The sequence below is a fragment of the Pseudomonas sp. CCI3.1 genome, from assembly GCF_034313985.1.
Classification (GTDB): Bacteria; Pseudomonadota; Gammaproteobacteria; order Pseudomonadales; family Pseudomonadaceae; genus Aquipseudomonas; species Aquipseudomonas psychrophila.
In genome coordinates, this window is record NZ_JAVIWO010000001.1 from 3,707,955 (window position 1) to 3,725,382 (window position 17,428).

A 17,428-nucleotide genomic window follows, 5' to 3' on the forward strand; every position below is an offset into this window, starting at 1 on the left:
GGTCTGATATGAAGTCGGTTGAAGAGCAGCTAGCGCTAATAAAGCGGGGTGCCGAAGAGGTACTGGTCGAATCTGAATTGGTCGAGAAACTCAAGCGCGGTCAGCCGTTGCGTATCAAGGCCGGATTCGACCCGACCGCACCTGATCTGCACTTGGGTCATACCGTACTCATTAATAAGTTGCGCCAGTTCCAGGAGCTGGGTCATCAGGTGATCTTCCTTATAGGTGATTTCACTGGAATGATCGGTGACCCGAGTGGCAAGAGTGCTACGCGTCCACCGCTGACGCGTGAGCAGGTACTTGCGAACGCCGAGACCTACAAGACTCAGGTTTTCAAGATTCTTGATCCGGCTAAAACCGAGGTGGCATTCAACTCCACCTGGATGGATCAAATGGGGCCTGCAGACTTCATTCGTCTGACGTCTCAATACACCGTTGCTCGCATGCTTGAGCGCGATGATTTCGACAAGCGTTACACCACCAATCAACCCATCGCGATCCATGAGTTCCTTTACCCGCTAGTGCAAGGGTATGACTCGGTTGCATTGAAGGCGGACGTTGAGCTGGGCGGTACAGATCAGAAATTCAATTTGCTGATGGGGCGTGAGCTGCAGCGCGGCTATGGTCAGGAAGCGCAGTGTATTGTGACAATGCCTCTGCTTGAAGGCTTGGATGGCGTCAAGAAGATGTCCAAGTCCCTGGGTAACTATGTGGGTATCCAGGAAGCGCCGGGTGTGATGTATAGCAAGCTGGTGTCTATTCCTGATGCGTTGATGTGGCGCTACTTCGAATTGCTGAGCTTTCGCTCGATGGACGAAATCCATGCGTTCAAGGCTGATGTCGAGGCGGGGGCTAATCCGCGTGATATCAAGATCAAGCTGGCTGAAGAGATCGTGGCTCGATTCCATGGCGAAGAGGCTGCTGCCAATGCGCACCGTGGAGCGGGTAATCGAATGAAGGATGGTGAATTGCCAGATGATTTGCCTGAAGTGGAGTTGACCGCTGCTGAGGATATGCCGATTGCGGCTGTTCTTAATAAAGCTGGGCTTGTTAAGAACTCAGCGGTGGCCAGAGATCTGCTGGGTTCGGGTGGTGTGCGTATAGATGGTGAGGTGGTTGATCGCTCCTATATATATGCACTGGGTTCTACCCACGTTTGTCAGGCTGGGAAGAAGGCTTTTGCGCGAATTACGCTAAAAGCTGAATAAGTAGGAAATTAGTGCTGGACGGCGCATTTTATTAGCCTATAATGCGCCCACTTCCGGCGCAGTCGAAACGGAAAACTCCTTGAGTTTCAATGAGTTGGATTGGTTTTCGGCAGTGTCAGCTTCAAGTCATCGAAGCAGGAAATGAGGTGTTGACAGCAGCGTGTAACGCTGTAGAATTCGCCTCCCGCTAACGAGAGATCGAAAGCGCAAGTGGTTGATGTTACAGAGGAAACTTTGAAAGCATCTTAAAATAACCGCTTGACAGCAACAGAGGCTGCTGTAGAATGTGCGCCTCGGTTCAGCGAAAGCTAAACCAACCGCTCTTTAACAACTGAATCAAGCAATTCGTGTGGGTGCTTGTGGAGTCAGGCTGATAGTCAACAAGATTATCAGCATCACAAGTTACTCCGCGAGAAATCAAAGATGTAACCAACGATTGCTGAGCCAAGTTTAGGGTTTCTTAAAAACCCAAAGATGTTTGAACTGAAGAGTTTGATCATGGCTCAGATTGAACGCTGGCGGCAGGCCTAACACATGCAAGTCGAGCGGTAGAGAGAAGCTTGCTTCTCTTGAGAGCGGCGGACGGGTGAGTAATACCTAGGAATCTGCCTGATAGTGGGGGATAACGTTCGGAAACGGACGCTAATACCGCATACGTCCTACGGGAGAAAGCAGGGGACCTTCGGGCCTTGCGCTATCAGATGAGCCTAGGTCGGATTAGCTAGTTGGTGAGGTAATGGCTCACCAAGGCTACGATCCGTAACTGGTCTGAGAGGATGATCAGTCACACTGGAACTGAGACACGGTCCAGACTCCTACGGGAGGCAGCAGTGGGGAATATTGGACAATGGGCGAAAGCCTGATCCAGCCATGCCGCGTGTGTGAAGAAGGTCTTCGGATTGTAAAGCACTTTAAGTTGGGAGGAAGGGCATTAACCTAATACGTTAGTGTTTTGACGTTACCGACAGAATAAGCACCGGCTAACTCTGTGCCAGCAGCCGCGGTAATACAGAGGGTGCAAGCGTTAATCGGAATTACTGGGCGTAAAGCGCGCGTAGGTGGTTTGTTAAGTTGAATGTGAAATCCCCGGGCTCAACCTGGGAACTGCATCCAAAACTGGCAAGCTAGAGTATGGTAGAGGGTAGTGGAATTTCCTGTGTAGCGGTGAAATGCGTAGATATAGGAAGGAACACCAGTGGCGAAGGCGACTACCTGGACTGATACTGACACTGAGGTGCGAAAGCGTGGGGAGCAAACAGGATTAGATACCCTGGTAGTCCACGCCGTAAACGATGTCAACTAGCCGTTGGGAGTCTTGAACTCTTAGTGGCGCAGCTAACGCATTAAGTTGACCGCCTGGGGAGTACGGCCGCAAGGTTAAAACTCAAATGAATTGACGGGGGCCCGCACAAGCGGTGGAGCATGTGGTTTAATTCGAAGCAACGCGAAGAACCTTACCAGGCCTTGACATCCAATGAACTTTCTAGAGATAGATTGGTGCCTTCGGGAACATTGAGACAGGTGCTGCATGGCTGTCGTCAGCTCGTGTCGTGAGATGTTGGGTTAAGTCCCGTAACGAGCGCAACCCTTGTCCTTAGTTACCAGCACGTAATGGTGGGCACTCTAAGGAGACTGCCGGTGACAAACCGGAGGAAGGTGGGGATGACGTCAAGTCATCATGGCCCTTACGGCCTGGGCTACACACGTGCTACAATGGTCGGTACAAAGGGTTGCCAAGCCGCGAGGTGGAGCTAATCCCATAAAACCGATCGTAGTCCGGATCGCAGTCTGCAACTCGACTGCGTGAAGTCGGAATCGCTAGTAATCGTGAATCAGAATGTCACGGTGAATACGTTCCCGGGCCTTGTACACACCGCCCGTCACACCATGGGAGTGGGTTGCACCAGAAGTAGCTAGTCTAACCTTCGGGAGGACGGTTACCACGGTGTGATTCATGACTGGGGTGAAGTCGTAACAAGGTAGCCGTAGGGGAACCTGCGGCTGGATCACCTCCTTAATCGACGACATCAGCTGCTCCATAAGTTCCCACACGAATTGCTTGATTCATTGTAGAAGACGATAACTGCAGAGTCGCTCTGTGGTTTTTCTGTCGTAAAGCTTAGAAATGAGCATTCCATCAAATGATGGTGAATGTTGATTTCTGATCTTTTGATTAGATCGTTCTTTAAAAATTTGGGTATGTAATAGAAAGTTAGACTGGATAACACTTTCACTGGTGTTTATTCAGGCTAAGGTAAAATTTGTGAGTGTCTCTTAATTGAGCATGCGAATTTTCGGCGAATGTCGTCTTCATAGTATAACCAGATTGCTTGGGGTTATATGGTCAAGTGAAGAAGCGCATACGGTGGATGCCTTGGCAGTCAGAGGCGATGAAAGACGTGGTAGCCTGCGAAAAGCTTCGGGGAGTCGGCAAACAGACTTTGATCCGGAGATGTCTGAATGGGGGAACCCACCTAACATAAGTTAGGTATCTTAAGCTGAATACATAGGCTTAAGAAGCGAACCAGGGGAACTGAAACATCTAAGTACCCTGAGGAAAAGAAATCAACCGAGATTCCCTTAGTAGTGGCGAGCGAACGGGGACCAGCCCTTAAGCTGTATTGATGTTAGCGGAACGCTCTGGAAAGTGCGGCCATAGTGGGTGATAGCCCTGTACGCGAAAACATCTTTACAGTGAAATCGAGTAGGACGGAGCACGAGAAACTTTGTCTGAATATGGGGGGACCATCCTCCAAGGCTAAATACTACTGACTGACCGATAGTGAACTAGTACCGTGAGGGAAAGGCGAAAAGAACCCCGGAGAGGGGAGTGAAATAGATCCTGAAACCGTATGCGTACAAGCAGTGGGAGCCCACTTTGTTGGGTGACTGCGTACCTTTTGTATAATGGGTCAGCGACTTATTTTCAGTGGCAAGCTTAACCGAATAGGGGAGGCGTAGCGAAAGCGAGTCTTAATAGGGCGTCTAGTCGCTGGGAATAGACCCGAAACCGGGCGATCTATCCATGGGCAGGTTGAAGGTTGGGTAACACTAACTGGAGGACCGAACCGACTACCGTTGAAAAGTTAGCGGATGACCTGTGGATCGGAGTGAAAGGCTAATCAAGCTCGGAGATAGCTGGTTCTCCTCGAAAGCTATTTAGGTAGCGCCTCATGTATCACTGTAGGGGGTAGAGCACTGTTTCGGCTAGGGGGTCATCCCGACTTACCAAACCGATGCAAACTCCGAATACCTACAAGTGCCGAGCATGGGAGACACACGGCGGGTGCTAACGTCCGTCGTGAAAAGGGAAACAACCCAGACCGTCAGCTAAGGTCCCAAAGTTATGGTTAAGTGGGAAACGATGTGGGAAGGCTTAGACAGCTAGGAGGTTGGCTTAGAAGCAGCCACCCTTTAAAGAAAGCGTAATAGCTCACTAGTCGAGTCGGCCTGCGCGGAAGATTTAACGGGGCTCAAACCATACACCGAAGCTACGGGTATCACTTAGGTGATGCGGTAGAGGAGCGTTCTGTAAGCCTGTGAAGGTGAGTTGAGAAGCTTGCTGGAGGTATCAGAAGTGCGAATGCTGACATGAGTAACGATAATGGGTGTGAAAAACACCCACGCCGAAAGACCAAGGTTTCCTGCGCAACGTTAATCGACGCAGGGTTAGTCGGTCCCTAAGGCGAGGCTGAAAAGCGTAGTCGATGGAAAACAGGTTAATATTCCTGTACTTCTGGTTATTGCGATGGAGGGACGGAGAAGGCTAGGCCAGCTTGGCGTTGGTTGTCCAAGTTTAAGGTGGTAGGCTGGAATCTTAGGTAAATCCGGGATTCTAAGGCCGAGAGCTGATGACGAGTTGTCTTTTAGACAACGAAGTGGTTGATGCCATGCTTCCAAGAAAAGCTTCTAAGCTTCAGGTAACCAGGAACCGTACCCCAAACCGACACAGGTGGTTGGGTAGAGAATACCAAGGCGCTTGAGAGAACTCGGGTGAAGGAACTAGGCAAAATGGCACCGTAACTTCGGGAGAAGGTGCGCCGGTGAGGGTGAAGCATTTACTGCGTAAGCCCATGCCGGTCGAAGATACCAGGCCGCTGCGACTGTTTATTAAAAACACAGCACTCTGCAAACACGAAAGTGGACGTATAGGGTGTGACGCCTGCCCGGTGCCGGAAGGTTAATTGATGGGGTTAGCTAACGCGAAGCTCTTGATCGAAGCCCCGGTAAACGGCGGCCGTAACTATAACGGTCCTAAGGTAGCGAAATTCCTTGTCGGGTAAGTTCCGACCTGCACGAATGGCGTAACGATGGCGGCGCTGTCTCCACCCGAGACTCAGTGAAATTGAAATCGCTGTGAAGATGCAGTGTATCCGCGGCTAGACGGAAAGACCCCGTGAACCTTTACTATAGCTTTGCACTGGACTTTGAATTTGCTTGTGTAGGATAGGTGGGAGGCTTTGAAGTGTGGACGCCAGTCTGCATGGAGCCAATCTTGAAATACCACCCTGGCAACTTTGAGGTTCTAACTCAGGTCCGTTATCCGGATCGAGGACAGTGTATGGTGGGTAGTTTGACTGGGGCGGTCTCCTCCTAAAGAGTAACGGAGGAGTACGAAGGTGCGCTCAGACCGGTCGGAAATCGGTCGTAGAGTATAAAGGCAAAAGCGCGCTTGACTGCGAGACAGACACGTCGAGCAGGTACGAAAGTAGGTCTTAGTGATCCGGTGGTTCTGTATGGAAGGGCCATCGCTCAACGGATAAAAGGTACTCCGGGGATAACAGGCTGATACCGCCCAAGAGTTCATATCGACGGCGGTGTTTGGCACCTCGATGTCGGCTCATCACATCCTGGGGCTGAAGCCGGTCCCAAGGGTATGGCTGTTCGCCATTTAAAGTGGTACGCGAGCTGGGTTTAGAACGTCGTGAGACAGTTCGGTCCCTATCTGCCGTGGACGTTTGAGATTTGAGAGGGGCTGCTCCTAGTACGAGAGGACCGGAGTGGACGAACCTCTGGTGTTCCGGTTGTCACGCCAGTGGCATTGCCGGGTAGCTATGTTCGGGAAAGATAACCGCTGAAAGCATCTAAGCGGGAAACTTGCCTCAAGATGAGATCTCACTGGAACCTTGAGTTCCCTAAAGGGCCGTCGAAGACTACGACGTTGATAGGTTGGGTGTGTAAGCGCTGTGAGGCGTTGAGCTAACCAATACTAATTGCCCGTGAGGCTTGACCATATAACACCCAAGCAATTTGCGTCGAAGAGACCAGATTGCGGTGTGTGAAGACGATACAAACCGAAAGTTTGCGACTCACAAAACACCAACTATTACATACCCATTCGCTGGAGCGTAAACCGAAAGGTAAACGACCTGGCTACCGAATTTCTTGACGACCATAGAGCATTGGAACCACCTGATCCCATCCCGAACTCAGCAGTGAAACGATGCATCGCCGATGGTAGTGTGGGGTTTCCCCATGTGAGAGTAGGTCATCGTCAAGATTAAATTCCAAACCCCCTGTCTGCTAACGCAGACAGGGGGTTTGTTTTTGTGGCGAGAAAAGTTGTGCCTTACGGAGAGTTGCCCTTGTTAGCGCATCGCTTTGTATCTTCCCCCAGTTACTGTGCATCGCAGGGTTTCTATGCAATAGCTCTCCTCATGGCTATTATGCGTGCCTCATTGTGAGGCGATACTTGCATGCTGACGTTGTTGAAACTCCTTAAAGACGGTCGATTCCATTCTGGGCAAGCGCTCGGTGCAGCGCTCGGCGTTAGTCGCAGTGCTGTATGGAAACAGCTCCAGCATCTCGAGTCTGACTTGAATTTATCAATTCATAAGGTTCGTGGTCGTGGCTATCAGTTGGCTGCACCGTTAGAGCTCCTTGAGCAGGGTCAGTTGGACACCAGCCCTTGGCCTGTCTCGATTAATCATTCTTTAGATTCTACTAATGCTGAAGCACTTCGCGCGGTTGATCGTGGTGCAACGGCGCCATTTGTGGTGCTGGCTGAGCGACAGACCGCAGGGAGAGGGCGGCGGGGGCGACAGTGGGTCAGCCCTTTCGCCGAGAATATCTACTACAGCCTCGTGCTAAGGATGGACGGCGGGATGCGTCAGCTAGAAGGCCTTAGTCTTGTGGTTGGCCTTGCCGTGTTGAGTGCGCTCAGGGAAGTAGGTGTTTCGGACGTGGGGCTCAAATGGCCGAATGATGTGCTGGTGAACAACAAAAAAATCGCAGGTATTTTGCTTGAGTTGGTTGGAGATCCCGCCGATGTATGTCATGTAGTCCTTGGTATTGGCATCAACGTGAACATGAGAGTGGCGAGCGAGGTTGATCAGGCCTGGACTTCGGTATATCTGGAGTCTGGAGTGGCGATCAACCGAAATGTGTTGGTTTCAAAGCTCAACGATAGTTTACGCATTTATCTTAAGCGTCATGCCGAATCGGGTTTTTCGGCTATTCAGTCGGAGTGGGAACAAAATCATTTGTGGCAAGGACGTGAAGTCTCCTTGATTGCTGGGGTACACCAGGTGAACGGCACGGTCATGGGTATTGATCAGCAGGGTGCGCTACGCATGAATGTGAATGGTGAAGAGAAGGTGTTTAGTGGCGGCGAGCTAAGTTTGAGGTTGCGCCATGATTCTTGAGATGGACTGTGGAAACAGTTTCATAAAGTGGCGCGCTCTGGACGGTAAGGTCGTGGTGAGCGGCGGAGTCGTTGAGTCTGATGTTGGGCTTATGGCTGCGATTTTAGCTGTTCCAGCGCTATGTATTACGCATTGCAGGCTCGTGAGCGTGCGCAGTGATGATGAGACATCGAGTCTAGTGGCATCAATTGTGTCTACGTTTGATGTCGCAGTGGAGTGTGCGAAACCTGCGCGGGAAGTCGCAGGTGTTAGTAACGGATATGAGGATTTTGCCCGTTTGGGGCTGGACCGCTGGTTGGCCCTGGTTGGGGCGTTTGAGTTGGCAAAAAGTGCCTGCCTGGTTCTGGATTTCGGTACTGCGGTCACAGCGGACTTTGTTGCATCTGACGGCCAGCATCTGGGCGGGTTTATATGCCCTGGAATGCCCTTGATGCGGGACCAGCTGCGTACCCATACCCGGCGTATCAGATACGACAACTTTTCTGCAGAGCAGGCATTGCTCCGTCAAGCGCCGGGCCGTACAACGGCCGAAGCTGTAGAGCGTGGATGTTTGTTGATGTTGAGGGGCTTTGTTTTGACTCAACTCGAGTTGGCGCGTGAATATTGGGGGCAAGATTTTGAGGTGTTTCTCACAGGTGGCGACGCCAGCTTGGTGAAAGATATGGTGCCTGATGCGCGTGTGGTGCAAGACCTTGTATTTGTTGGCTTGGCGGTAGTTTGTCCCCTTCCTTGAGGTTCTTATGCGTTGGCTGTTTCTTTTGCTGGTTGTACTCAATATTTTTTATTACGTTTGGCATCAGCAAGAGGCGGCGCCCAGAGCGAAGGAGATCGTCTCCTTATCCTTGTACAAGGGGGATAAGCAGGATATACGCCTGCTCAGTGAGGCCCGACCCGGTGTTGTCTCTGCTGGAGTCCTGGGAGGTCGCGTAGAAAGCCAGGCGTGCCTGTATATAAGCGGCTTGTCCAGTGAGGATCAGTTACAAAGACTACAGCGCAGGCTTGCGGAAGTAGATATGCAGTCAATACCAGCGACTGTAAGTCGAGATGATTCGGGGGGATTCGTACTAAAAATCGTACCCCAAAACAGCACCGCAGCCAGCGAAATGGCGCTGACTAACCTTGCCAATGAATTCAATGGGTTAAAATACAAAAAAATGCGGTGTGAGGGCTTGCAGCCACCTGATAGTTTGAATAGAATGGCGCCCGCTCCACAGTGAACGCCAAACAGGTCGTTAGGTGTGAAGCGGGTCAAGTTGCTAACTTCCTGATTTAATTGAAGAAAGTGGTTGACACAAGGTTAGAATGATGTAGAATTCTGCCTAGCTCAGGAGGGGTTCCCGAGCGGCCAAAGGGATCAGACTGTAAATCTGACGTCTACGACTTCGAAGGTTCGAATCCTTCCCCCTCCACCATATTTAAGCTAGAGCAGCAAGATTTGCGGGTGTAGTTTAGTGGTAGAACCTCAGCCTTCCAAGCTGATGATGCGGGTTCGATTCCCGCCACCCGCTCCAGTCTCGCTGTTTTCGCAACATGTTTTGCTCTTGTAGCTCAGTTGGTAGAGCACACCCTTGGTAAGGGTGAGGTCAGCGGTTCAAATCCGCTCAAGAGCTCCATATAACAAGGCAGATATGAAAATATCTGCCTTTGTTTTAACAGGTGCATAGCCTGTCTGGGGTGTTTGCTGGTGGTGCCTTGTTGGTATTGCTGCCCTGGTTGGTTGTTACGGTTGTGGGTAGCTCGCATTCTGCTGCTCGCTGGCAATTTCCGCTTTGGTAGGGTTGATTGCAAAAGTAATTGCATAAGTTGTTGAAAAGTCTCTCTCGTGTCGGCATAATCGGCGGCTCGATAATGTTTTAGGTCAGTAGCTCAATTGGCAGAGCGACGGTCTCCAAAACCGTAGGTTGGGGGTTCGATTCCCTCCTGACCTGCCAGATTCGCTCATTGCGTCTGGCTTTCTTTTCACAGGATCCTCTTAGATGACTCCCAAGGCTGAAGTTCAAGGCTCTCGCTTCGATCTCCTCAAGTGGCTTGTAGTGGTTGCTCTTGTGGTGGTTGGCGTTGTTGGGAATCAGTATTATTCTGGTTCGCCGATCCTGTATCGCGTCATTGCACTTCTTGTTATTGCTGCTGTTGCTGCCTATGTAGGCTTGCAGACGGCGAAAGGCAAGTCGTTCTCTGTGTTGGTGAAGGAAGCTCGTACTGAGATTCGTAAAGTCGTATGGCCAACTCGCCAAGAAACTACGCAGACCACGTTGATCGTGGTGGCTGTTGTTCTTGTTATGGCGTTGCTGTTGTGGGGTTTAGATTCCCTGCTCGGTTGGCTCGTTTCCTTGATTGTTGGCTAAGGGTGTCCCGTGGCTAAGCGTTGGTACGTAGTGCATGCTTATTCGGGTTACGAAAAGCATGTTATGCGCTCTTTGATTGAGCGTATTAAGCTGGCAGGCATGGAAGAAGGCTTCGGCGAAATTCTGGTTCCCACTGAAGAAGTGGTTGAGATGCGTAATGGCCAGAAACGCAAAAGCGAGCGCAAGTTCTTCCCTGGCTATGTGCTGGTTCAAATGGATATGAGCGAAGGGACTTGGCACTTGGTCAAGGATACTCCGCGCGTAATGGGCTTCATTGGTGGTACTGCCGACAAACCGGCACCGATCACTGATAAAGAGGCGGAAGCAATTCTGCGTCGTGTTGCTGATGGTAGCGACAAGCCCAAGCCAAAAACACTATTCGAGCCGGGCGAAGTTGTCCGTGTTACCGACGGTCCATTTGCTGATTTCAATGGCACGGTCGAAGAAGTTAACTACGAAAAGAGCCGTATCCAAGTGGCTGTGCTCATTTTCGGTCGCTCTACTCCGGTAGAGCTAGAGTTTAGCCAGGTCGAAAAGGTCTAGTTAGACACGAATCCCAACCCCATGGTCTAGGCTGTGGGGTTTTGTCGTCACTGGGATAAACGCGCAAGTAACCGGGGAGCCTCTTTAGGCGCTTGAACCCGTAATTGGAGTGCCTCATGGCTAAGAAGATTACCGCTTACATCAAGCTGCAAGTGAAGGCCGCTCAGGCCAACCCAAGTCCACCCGTAGGCCCGGCTCTGGGTCAGCACGGCGTGAACATCATGGAATTCTGCAAAGCTTTCAACGCCCGTACTCAGGGTATTGAACCAGGCCTGCCGACTCCAGTGATCATCACTGTATACAGCGACCGTAGCTTCACGTTCGAAACCAAGTCGACCCCTGCTTCGGTTCTGCTGAAGAAGGCTGCTGGTCTGACTAGCGGTTCCGCTCGTCCAAACACCGTTAAGGTTGGCACTGTAACTCGTGCTCAGCTGGAAGAAATCGCGAAAACCAAAAACGCGGATCTGACTGCAGCTGATATGGAAGCAGCCGTGCGTACTATCGCCGGTTCTGCTCGTAGCATGGGCCTTAACGTGGAGGGTGTGTAATGGCTAAGCTGACTAAGCGTCAAAAGGCAATCGCCGGTAAAATTGAAGCTGGCAAGTCTTACAACTTTGTAGACGCTGCTGCTTTGCTGGCTGAGCTGTCGACTGTAAAATTCAGCGAGTCTTTCGACATCGCCGTTAACCTGGGCGTAGACCCACGTAAATCTGACCAGGTTGTTCGTAGCGCTACTGTGCTGCCACACGGCACTGGTAAGACTGTACGTGTAGCTGTGTTCACTCAGGGCCCAGCTGCTGAAGCTGCTCTGGCTGCCGGCGCTGATCGCGTTGGTATGGATGACCTGGCTGCTGAAATGAAAGGCGGCGACCTGAACTATGACGTAGTTATTGCATCCCCGGACGCAATGCGTGTTGTAGGTCAGTTGGGTCAGATCCTTGGTCCACGTGGTCTGATGCCTAACCCTAAGGTTGGTACTGTAACTCCAGACGTAGCTACCGCTGTTAAGAACGCGAAGGCTGGTCAGGTTCGTTATCGCACTGACAAAAACGGTATCATCCACACTTCCGTTGGCAAGATCGGTTTTGATGCCGTCAAGCTGAAGGAAAACGTTGAAGCCCTGATCGCTGATTTGAAGCGTATCAAGCCAGCTTCTTCGAAAGGTATTTATGTTAAGCGCGTTACCCTGAGCACCACTATGGGCCCAGGCTTGGTCATCGACCAAGGTTCTTTGGACGCGTAAGACAAATTGGCGTGCTTTTAGCTCGCCAATGAAAGATTGGGGTCCCTGCCTGGCGGGGGCTATCCAAGACCGTAGGCGGCGCAAGCCTTAAACCTCAAGCCTACGCAGATGGTGCTCCCGGTTCCTTACCGAATCAGACACCAAAACGACATCCGGCCTCGGTTGGATGAAACGGTAACATGCAGGAGTTAAACCCGTGGCAATTAAACTCGAAGACAAGAAGGCCATCGTCGCTGAAGTCAACGAGGCTGCCAAAGTTGCCCTGTCCGCTGTTGTGGCTGATGCCCGCGGTGTGACAGTAGGCGCTATGACCGGACTCCGTAAAGAGGCTCGTGAAGCTGGCGTTTACGTACGTGTTGTACGTAACACCCTGCTCAAGCGCGCTGTTGCTGACACTGAATACAGTGTCCTCAACGACGTGTTCACAGGCCCGACCTTGATCGCATTCTCGAACGAGCATCCAGGCGCTGCTGCCCGTTTGTTCAAAGAGTTCGCTAAAGGTCAGGATAAGTTCGAGATCAAGGCAGCTGCGTTCGAGGGCAAGTTCCTCGCAGCTAATCAGATCGACGTACTGGCAAGTCTGCCGACCCGTGACGAAGCAATTTCTCAGCTGATGAGCGTGATTCAAGGCGCTACCAGCAAATTGGCTCGTACTCTGGCGGCACTTCGCGACCAGAAAGAAGCAGCTGCAGCTTAAGGCTGAGCAACTCCTTTCAGCGTTTATTGTTTATTTCGATAGCCGCCTAGGCTGTCACCCCAATACAGGAATTTTTAGTCATGTCTCTGACTACTCAAGAAATCATCGACGCAATCGGTTCGAAATCCGTTCTGGAAATCGTTGAGCTGATCAAGGCAATGGAAGAAGCATTCGGCGTTTCCGCTGCTGCTGCTTCTGCTGGTCCTGCTGCTGCCGCTGCTGTTGTTGAAGAGCAAACTGAATTCAACGTCATGCTGCTGGAAGCTGGCGAGAAGAAAGTTAACGTGATCAAGGCTGTTCGTGAACTGACTGGTCTGGGCCTGAAAGAAGCCAAGGCAGTTGTAGACAGCGCTCCTAGCGTTGTTCTGGAAGCTGTTGCGAAAGACGCAGCTGACAAAGCCAAGGCAGCCTTGGAAGAAGCAGGCGCTAAAGTCGAGCTGAAGTAAGCATCGACCTTGCGTCTCCAGCCCAAGCGTTAAGCTGAGGCTGATGGCTGGTGGCTCTTGCCACCGGCCTTTTTCCGTTATTGGCAGTCGACTAGGTCGATGCCTTTAACGTGCTGTAACCACCCTGTGCGGTGGAGCAAACCAAGGGGTTTGCACGATTTTCTGGCTGCTCCCGTCGGGAGAGGCCAAACAAGCAGGTGACCAAGCTGGGGAACGCTGATGGCTTACTCATATACTGAGAAAAAACGTATCCGCAAGGACTTTAGCAAGTTGCCGGACGTCATGGATGTGCCGTATCTCTTGGCAATCCAGCTGGATTCGTATCGTGAATTCTTGCAGGCGGGAGCAACTAAAGATAAGTTCCGCGACGTGGGCCTGCATGCGGCCTTCAAATCCGTTTTCCCGATCATCAGCTACTCCGGCAATGCTGCGCTGGAGTACGTCGGTTATCGCTTGGGCGAGCCGGCATTTGATGTCAAAGAATGCGTGTTGCGTGGCGTAACGTACGCCGTACCTTTGCGGGTAAAAGTTCGTTTGATCATTTTCGACAAAGAATCGTCGAACAAAGCGATCAAGGACATCAAAGAGCAAGAAGTCTACATGGGTGAAATCCCCCTGATGACTGAAAACGGTACCTTCGTAATCAACGGTACCGAGCGTGTAATTGTTTCCCAGCTGCACCGTTCCCCGGGCGTGTTCTTTGACCACGACCGCGGCAAGACGCACAGCTCCGGTAAGCTGCTTTATTCTGCGCGTATCATTCCTTACCGTGGTTCGTGGTTGGACTTTGAGTTCGATCCGAAAGACTGCGTGTTCGTGCGTATTGACCGTCGTCGCAAGCTGCCTGCATCGGTATTGCTGCGTGCGCTGGGCTATACCACTGAACAAGTGCTGGACGCGTTCTACACCACTAACGTGTTCCACGTTCAGGGCGAAAGCATTAGCCTGGAATTGGTTCCGCACCGTCTGCGCGGTGAAATCGCGGCCATCGATATTACCGATGACAAAGGCAAGGTGATTGTTGAGCAGGGTCGTCGTATTACTGCTCGCCACATCAACCAGCTGGAAAAAGCCGGTATCAAAGAGCTCGTTATGCCTCTGGACTATGTCCTGGGTCGCACAACGGCCAAGGCTATCGTGCATCCGGCTACCGGCGAAATCATTGCTGAGTGCAACACCGAGCTGACCACTGAAATCCTGGCAAAAATTGCCAAGGGTCAGGTTGTTCGCATCGAGACGTTGTACACCAACGATATCGACTGCGGTCCGTTCGTTTCCGACACTCTGAAGATCGACTCCACCAGCAACCAATTGGAAGCGCTGGTCGAGATCTATCGCATGATGCGTCCAGGCGAGCCGCCAACCAAAGACGCTGCTGAGACTCTGTTCAACAACCTGTTCTTCAGCCCAGAGCGTTATGACCTGTCTGCGGTCGGCCGGATGAAGTTCAACCGTCGTATCGGTCGTACCGAGATCGAAGGTTCGGGCGTGTTGTGCAAAGAAGACATCGTTGCCGTGCTGAAGACTCTGGTCGACATCCGTAACGGTAAAGGCATCGTCGATGACATCGACCACCTGGGTAACCGTCGTGTTCGCTGTGTAGGCGAAATGGCCGAGAACCAGTTCCGCGTTGGCCTGGTACGTGTTGAGCGTGCGGTCAAAGAGCGTCTGTCGATGGCTGAAAGCGAAGGCCTGATGCCGCAAGACTTGATCAACGCCAAGCCAGTGGCTGCGGCGGTGAAAGAGTTCTTCGGTTCGAGCCAGCTTTCCCAGTTCATGGACCAGAACAACCCGTTGTCCGAGATCACCCACAAGCGCCGTGTTTCTGCACTGGGCCCGGGCGGTTTGACGCGTGAGCGCGCTGGCTTTGAAGTTCGTGACGTACACCCGACTCACTACGGCCGTGTTTGCCCGATTGAGACGCCGGAAGGTCCGAACATTGGTCTGATCAACTCCTTGGCTGCTTATGCGCGCACCAACCAGTACGGCTTCCTTGAGAGCCCGTACCGTGTAGTGAAAGACGCACTGGTAACTGACGAGATCGTTTTCCTGTCCGCCATCGAAGAAGCCGATCACGTGATCGCTCAGGCCTCGGCCACGATGAACGACAAGAAAGTCCTGATCGACGAGCTGGTAGCTGTTCGTCACTTGAACGAATTCACCGTTAAGGCGCCGGAAGACGTCACCTTGATGGACGTCTCTCCGAAGCAGGTTGTTTCGGTTGCAGCGTCGTTGATTCCGTTCCTTGAGCACGATGACGCCAACCGTGCGTTGATGGGTTCGAACATGCAGCGTCAAGCTGTACCCACTCTGCGCGCTGACAAGCCGCTGGTAGGTACCGGCATGGAGCGTAACGTAGCTCGTGACTCCGGCGTTTGCGTCGTGGCTCGTCGTGGCGGCGTGATCGACTCTGTTGATGCCAGCCGTATCGTGGTTCGTGTTGCTGATGATGAAGTTGAAACTGGCGAAGCCGGTGTCGACATCTACAACCTGACCAAATACACCCGCTCCAACCAGAACACTTGCATCAACCAGCGTCCGCTGGTTCGCAAGGGTGACCGTGTACAGCGCAGCGACATCATGGCTGACGGCCCGTCCACCGATATGGGTGAGCTGGCGTTGGGTCAGAACATGCGCATCGCGTTCATGGCCTGGAACGGTTACAACTTCGAAGACTCCATCTGCCTGTCGGAACGAGTTGTTCAAGAAGATCGCTTTACCACGATCCACATTCAGGAACTGACCTGTGTGGCACGTGACACCAAGCTTGGGCCTGAAGAGATCACTGCAGACATCCCGAACGTGGGTGAAGCTGCACTGAACAAACTGGACGAAGCCGGTATTGTTTACGTAGGTGCTGAAGTTGGCGCTGGCGACATTCTGGTAGGTAAGGTCACTCCGAAAGGCGAGACTCAACTGACCCCAGAAGAGAAGCTGTTGCGCGCTATCTTCGGTGAAAAAGCCAGCGACGTTAAAGACACTTCCCTGCGTGTACCTACCGGTACCAAAGGTACTGTTATCGACGTACAGGTCTTCACTCGTGACGGCGTTGAGCGTGATGCTCGTGCCCTGTCGATCGAGAAGACCCAGCTGGACGAGATCCGCAAGGATCTGAACGAAGAGTTCCGTATCGTTGAAGGCGCCACTTTCGAACGTCTGCGCTCTGCTCTGGTTGGCCGTATAGCCGAGGGCGGTGCCGGTCTGAAGAAAGGTCAGGAAATCACCAATGAAATCCTGGACGGTCTTGAGCATGGTCAGTGGTTCAAACTGCGCATGGCTGAAGATGCTCTGAACGAGCAGCTTGAAAAGGCTCAGGCTTACATCATCGATCGCCGTCGTCTGCTGGACGACAAGTTCGAAGACAAGAAGCGCAAACTGCAGCAGGGCGATGACCTGGCTCCAGGCGTGCTTAAAATCGTCAAGGTTTACCTGGCAATCCGTCGTCGCATCCAGCCGGGTGACAAGATGGCTGGTCGTCACGGTAACAAAGGTGTGGTCTCCGTGATCATGCCGGTTGAAGACATGCCGTACGATGCTAATGGCACCCCGGTTGATGTGGTTCTCAACCCGTTGGGCGTACCTTCGCGTATGAACGTTGGTCAGATTCTCGAAACTCACCTGGGCCTCGCGGCTAAAGGTTTGGGCGAGAAGATCAACCTCATGATTGAAGAACAACGCAAGGTCGCTGACCTGCGCAAGTTCCTGCATGAGATCTACAACGAAATTGGCGGTCGTCAAGAAAGCCTGGATGACTTCTCGGACCAGGAAATTCTGGATCTGGCGAAGAACCTTCGTGGCGGTGTGCCGATGGCTACCCCGGTGTTCGACGGTGCCAAAGAAAGCGAAATCAAGGCAATGCTACGTTTGGCTGATCTGCCAGACAGCGGCCAAATGGAGCTGACTGACGGTCGTACCGGCAACAAGTTCGAGCGTCCGGTAACCGTTGGCTACATGTACATGCTGAAGCTGAACCACTTGGTAGACGACAAGATGCATGCTCGTTCTACCGGTTCTTACAGCCTGGTTACCCAGCAGCCGCTGGGTGGTAAGGCACAGTTCGGTGGTCAGCGTTTCGGGGAGATGGAGGTCTGGGCGCTGGAAGCCTACGGCGCGGCATACACTCTGCAAGAAATGCTCACAGTGAAGTCGGACGATGTGAACGGTCGTACCAAGATGTACAAAAACATCGTGGACGGCGATCACCGTATGGAGCCGGGCATGCCCGAGTCCTTCAACGTGTTGATCAAAGAAATTCGTTCCCTCGGCATCGATATCGATCTGGAAACCGAATAACACGTGACG

The 17,428-nt window shown here is 52.2% G+C and carries 11 protein-coding genes, 4 tRNA genes and 3 rRNA genes; all 18 read left to right on the forward strand.

The features are described 5' to 3' along the window. Positions 1-8: 8 nt before the first annotated feature. The 18 genes from tyrS (at position 9) to rpoB (ending at position 17,419) form a co-directional block, all read left to right on the forward strand. Positions 9-1,208, forward strand: coding sequence for a tyrosine--tRNA ligase (gene tyrS, locus RGV06_RS16925; RefSeq protein ID WP_019823151.1), 1,200 nt, complete (start codon positions 9-11; stop codon positions 1,206-1,208). Positions 1,209-1,688: 480 nt separating this feature from the next. After that, positions 1,689-3,225 (forward strand): 16S ribosomal RNA (locus RGV06_RS16930). Between the two features lie 325 nt (positions 3,226-3,550). After that, positions 3,551-6,442: ribosomal RNA gene (locus RGV06_RS16935) — 23S ribosomal RNA — on the forward strand. A gap of 150 nt (positions 6,443-6,592) precedes the next feature. Then, a 5S ribosomal RNA gene (rrf, locus tag RGV06_RS16940) occupies positions 6,593-6,708 on the forward strand. The 16S, 23S and 5S rRNA genes sit together here, the layout of an rRNA operon. A 196-nt stretch (positions 6,709-6,904) precedes the next feature. After that, complete coding sequence (birA, locus tag RGV06_RS16945) at positions 6,905-7,852, forward strand: bifunctional biotin--[acetyl-CoA-carboxylase] ligase/biotin operon repressor BirA (protein ID WP_019824382.1); 948 nt, start codon at positions 6,905-6,907, stop codon at positions 7,850-7,852. Further along, a complete protein-coding gene (locus RGV06_RS16950) occupies positions 7,842-8,585 on the forward strand; it encodes a pantothenate kinase (protein WP_322150605.1) in 744 nt (247 codons plus the stop codon). The genes birA and RGV06_RS16950 overlap by 11 nt, the downstream gene beginning before the upstream one ends. Positions 8,586-8,592: 7 nt before the next feature. Further along, positions 8,593-9,069, forward strand: coding sequence for a hypothetical protein (locus tag RGV06_RS16955; RefSeq protein WP_019824379.1), 477 nt, complete (start codon positions 8,593-8,595; stop codon positions 9,067-9,069). 110 nt (positions 9,070-9,179) lie between these two features. After that, positions 9,180-9,264, forward strand: a tRNA-Tyr gene (locus RGV06_RS16960). Positions 9,265-9,289: 25 nt separating this feature from the next. Continuing rightward, positions 9,290-9,363: transfer RNA gene (locus tag RGV06_RS16965), tRNA-Gly, on the forward strand. 26 nt (positions 9,364-9,389) lie between these two features. Continuing rightward, positions 9,390-9,465: transfer RNA gene (locus RGV06_RS16970), tRNA-Thr, on the forward strand. A gap of 242 nt (positions 9,466-9,707) precedes the next feature. After that, positions 9,708-9,783 (forward strand) — tRNA-Trp (locus tag RGV06_RS16975). Between the two features lie 45 nt (positions 9,784-9,828). Further along, positions 9,829-10,197, forward strand: a complete 369-nt coding sequence (gene secE, locus RGV06_RS16980) for a preprotein translocase subunit SecE (protein ID WP_003444399.1) — start codon at positions 9,829-9,831, stop codon at positions 10,195-10,197. A 9-nt stretch (positions 10,198-10,206) separates the two neighbouring features. After that, positions 10,207-10,740: a transcription termination/antitermination protein NusG gene (gene nusG, locus RGV06_RS16985; RefSeq protein WP_003444397.1), complete on the forward strand. Its 534-nt coding sequence runs from the start codon at positions 10,207-10,209 to the stop codon at positions 10,738-10,740. Between the two features lie 116 nt (positions 10,741-10,856). Next, positions 10,857-11,288, forward strand: a complete 432-nt coding sequence (gene rplK, locus RGV06_RS16990; RefSeq protein WP_008008888.1) for a 50S ribosomal protein L11 — start codon at positions 10,857-10,859, stop codon at positions 11,286-11,288. Continuing rightward, positions 11,288-11,983, forward strand: a complete 696-nt coding sequence (rplA, locus tag RGV06_RS16995) for a 50S ribosomal protein L1 (RefSeq protein WP_003444394.1) — start codon at positions 11,288-11,290, stop codon at positions 11,981-11,983. Before rplK ends, rplA begins: the two co-directional genes overlap by 1 nt. A gap of 196 nt (positions 11,984-12,179) precedes the next feature. After that, a complete protein-coding gene (gene rplJ, locus RGV06_RS17000; protein ID WP_003444392.1) occupies positions 12,180-12,680 on the forward strand; it encodes a 50S ribosomal protein L10 in 501 nt (166 codons plus the stop codon). An 80-nt stretch (positions 12,681-12,760) separates the two neighbouring features. Then, positions 12,761-13,126: a 50S ribosomal protein L7/L12 gene (gene rplL, locus RGV06_RS17005; RefSeq protein WP_003444390.1), complete on the forward strand. Its 366-nt coding sequence runs from the start codon at positions 12,761-12,763 to the stop codon at positions 13,124-13,126. Between the two features lie 219 nt (positions 13,127-13,345). Continuing rightward, the gene (rpoB, locus tag RGV06_RS17010; protein ID WP_046810346.1) at positions 13,346-17,419 is read left to right on the forward strand and encodes a DNA-directed RNA polymerase subunit beta; all 4,074 of its coding nucleotides are present in this window, start codon (positions 13,346-13,348) and stop codon (positions 17,417-17,419) included. Positions 17,420-17,428: the final 9 nt, after the last annotated feature.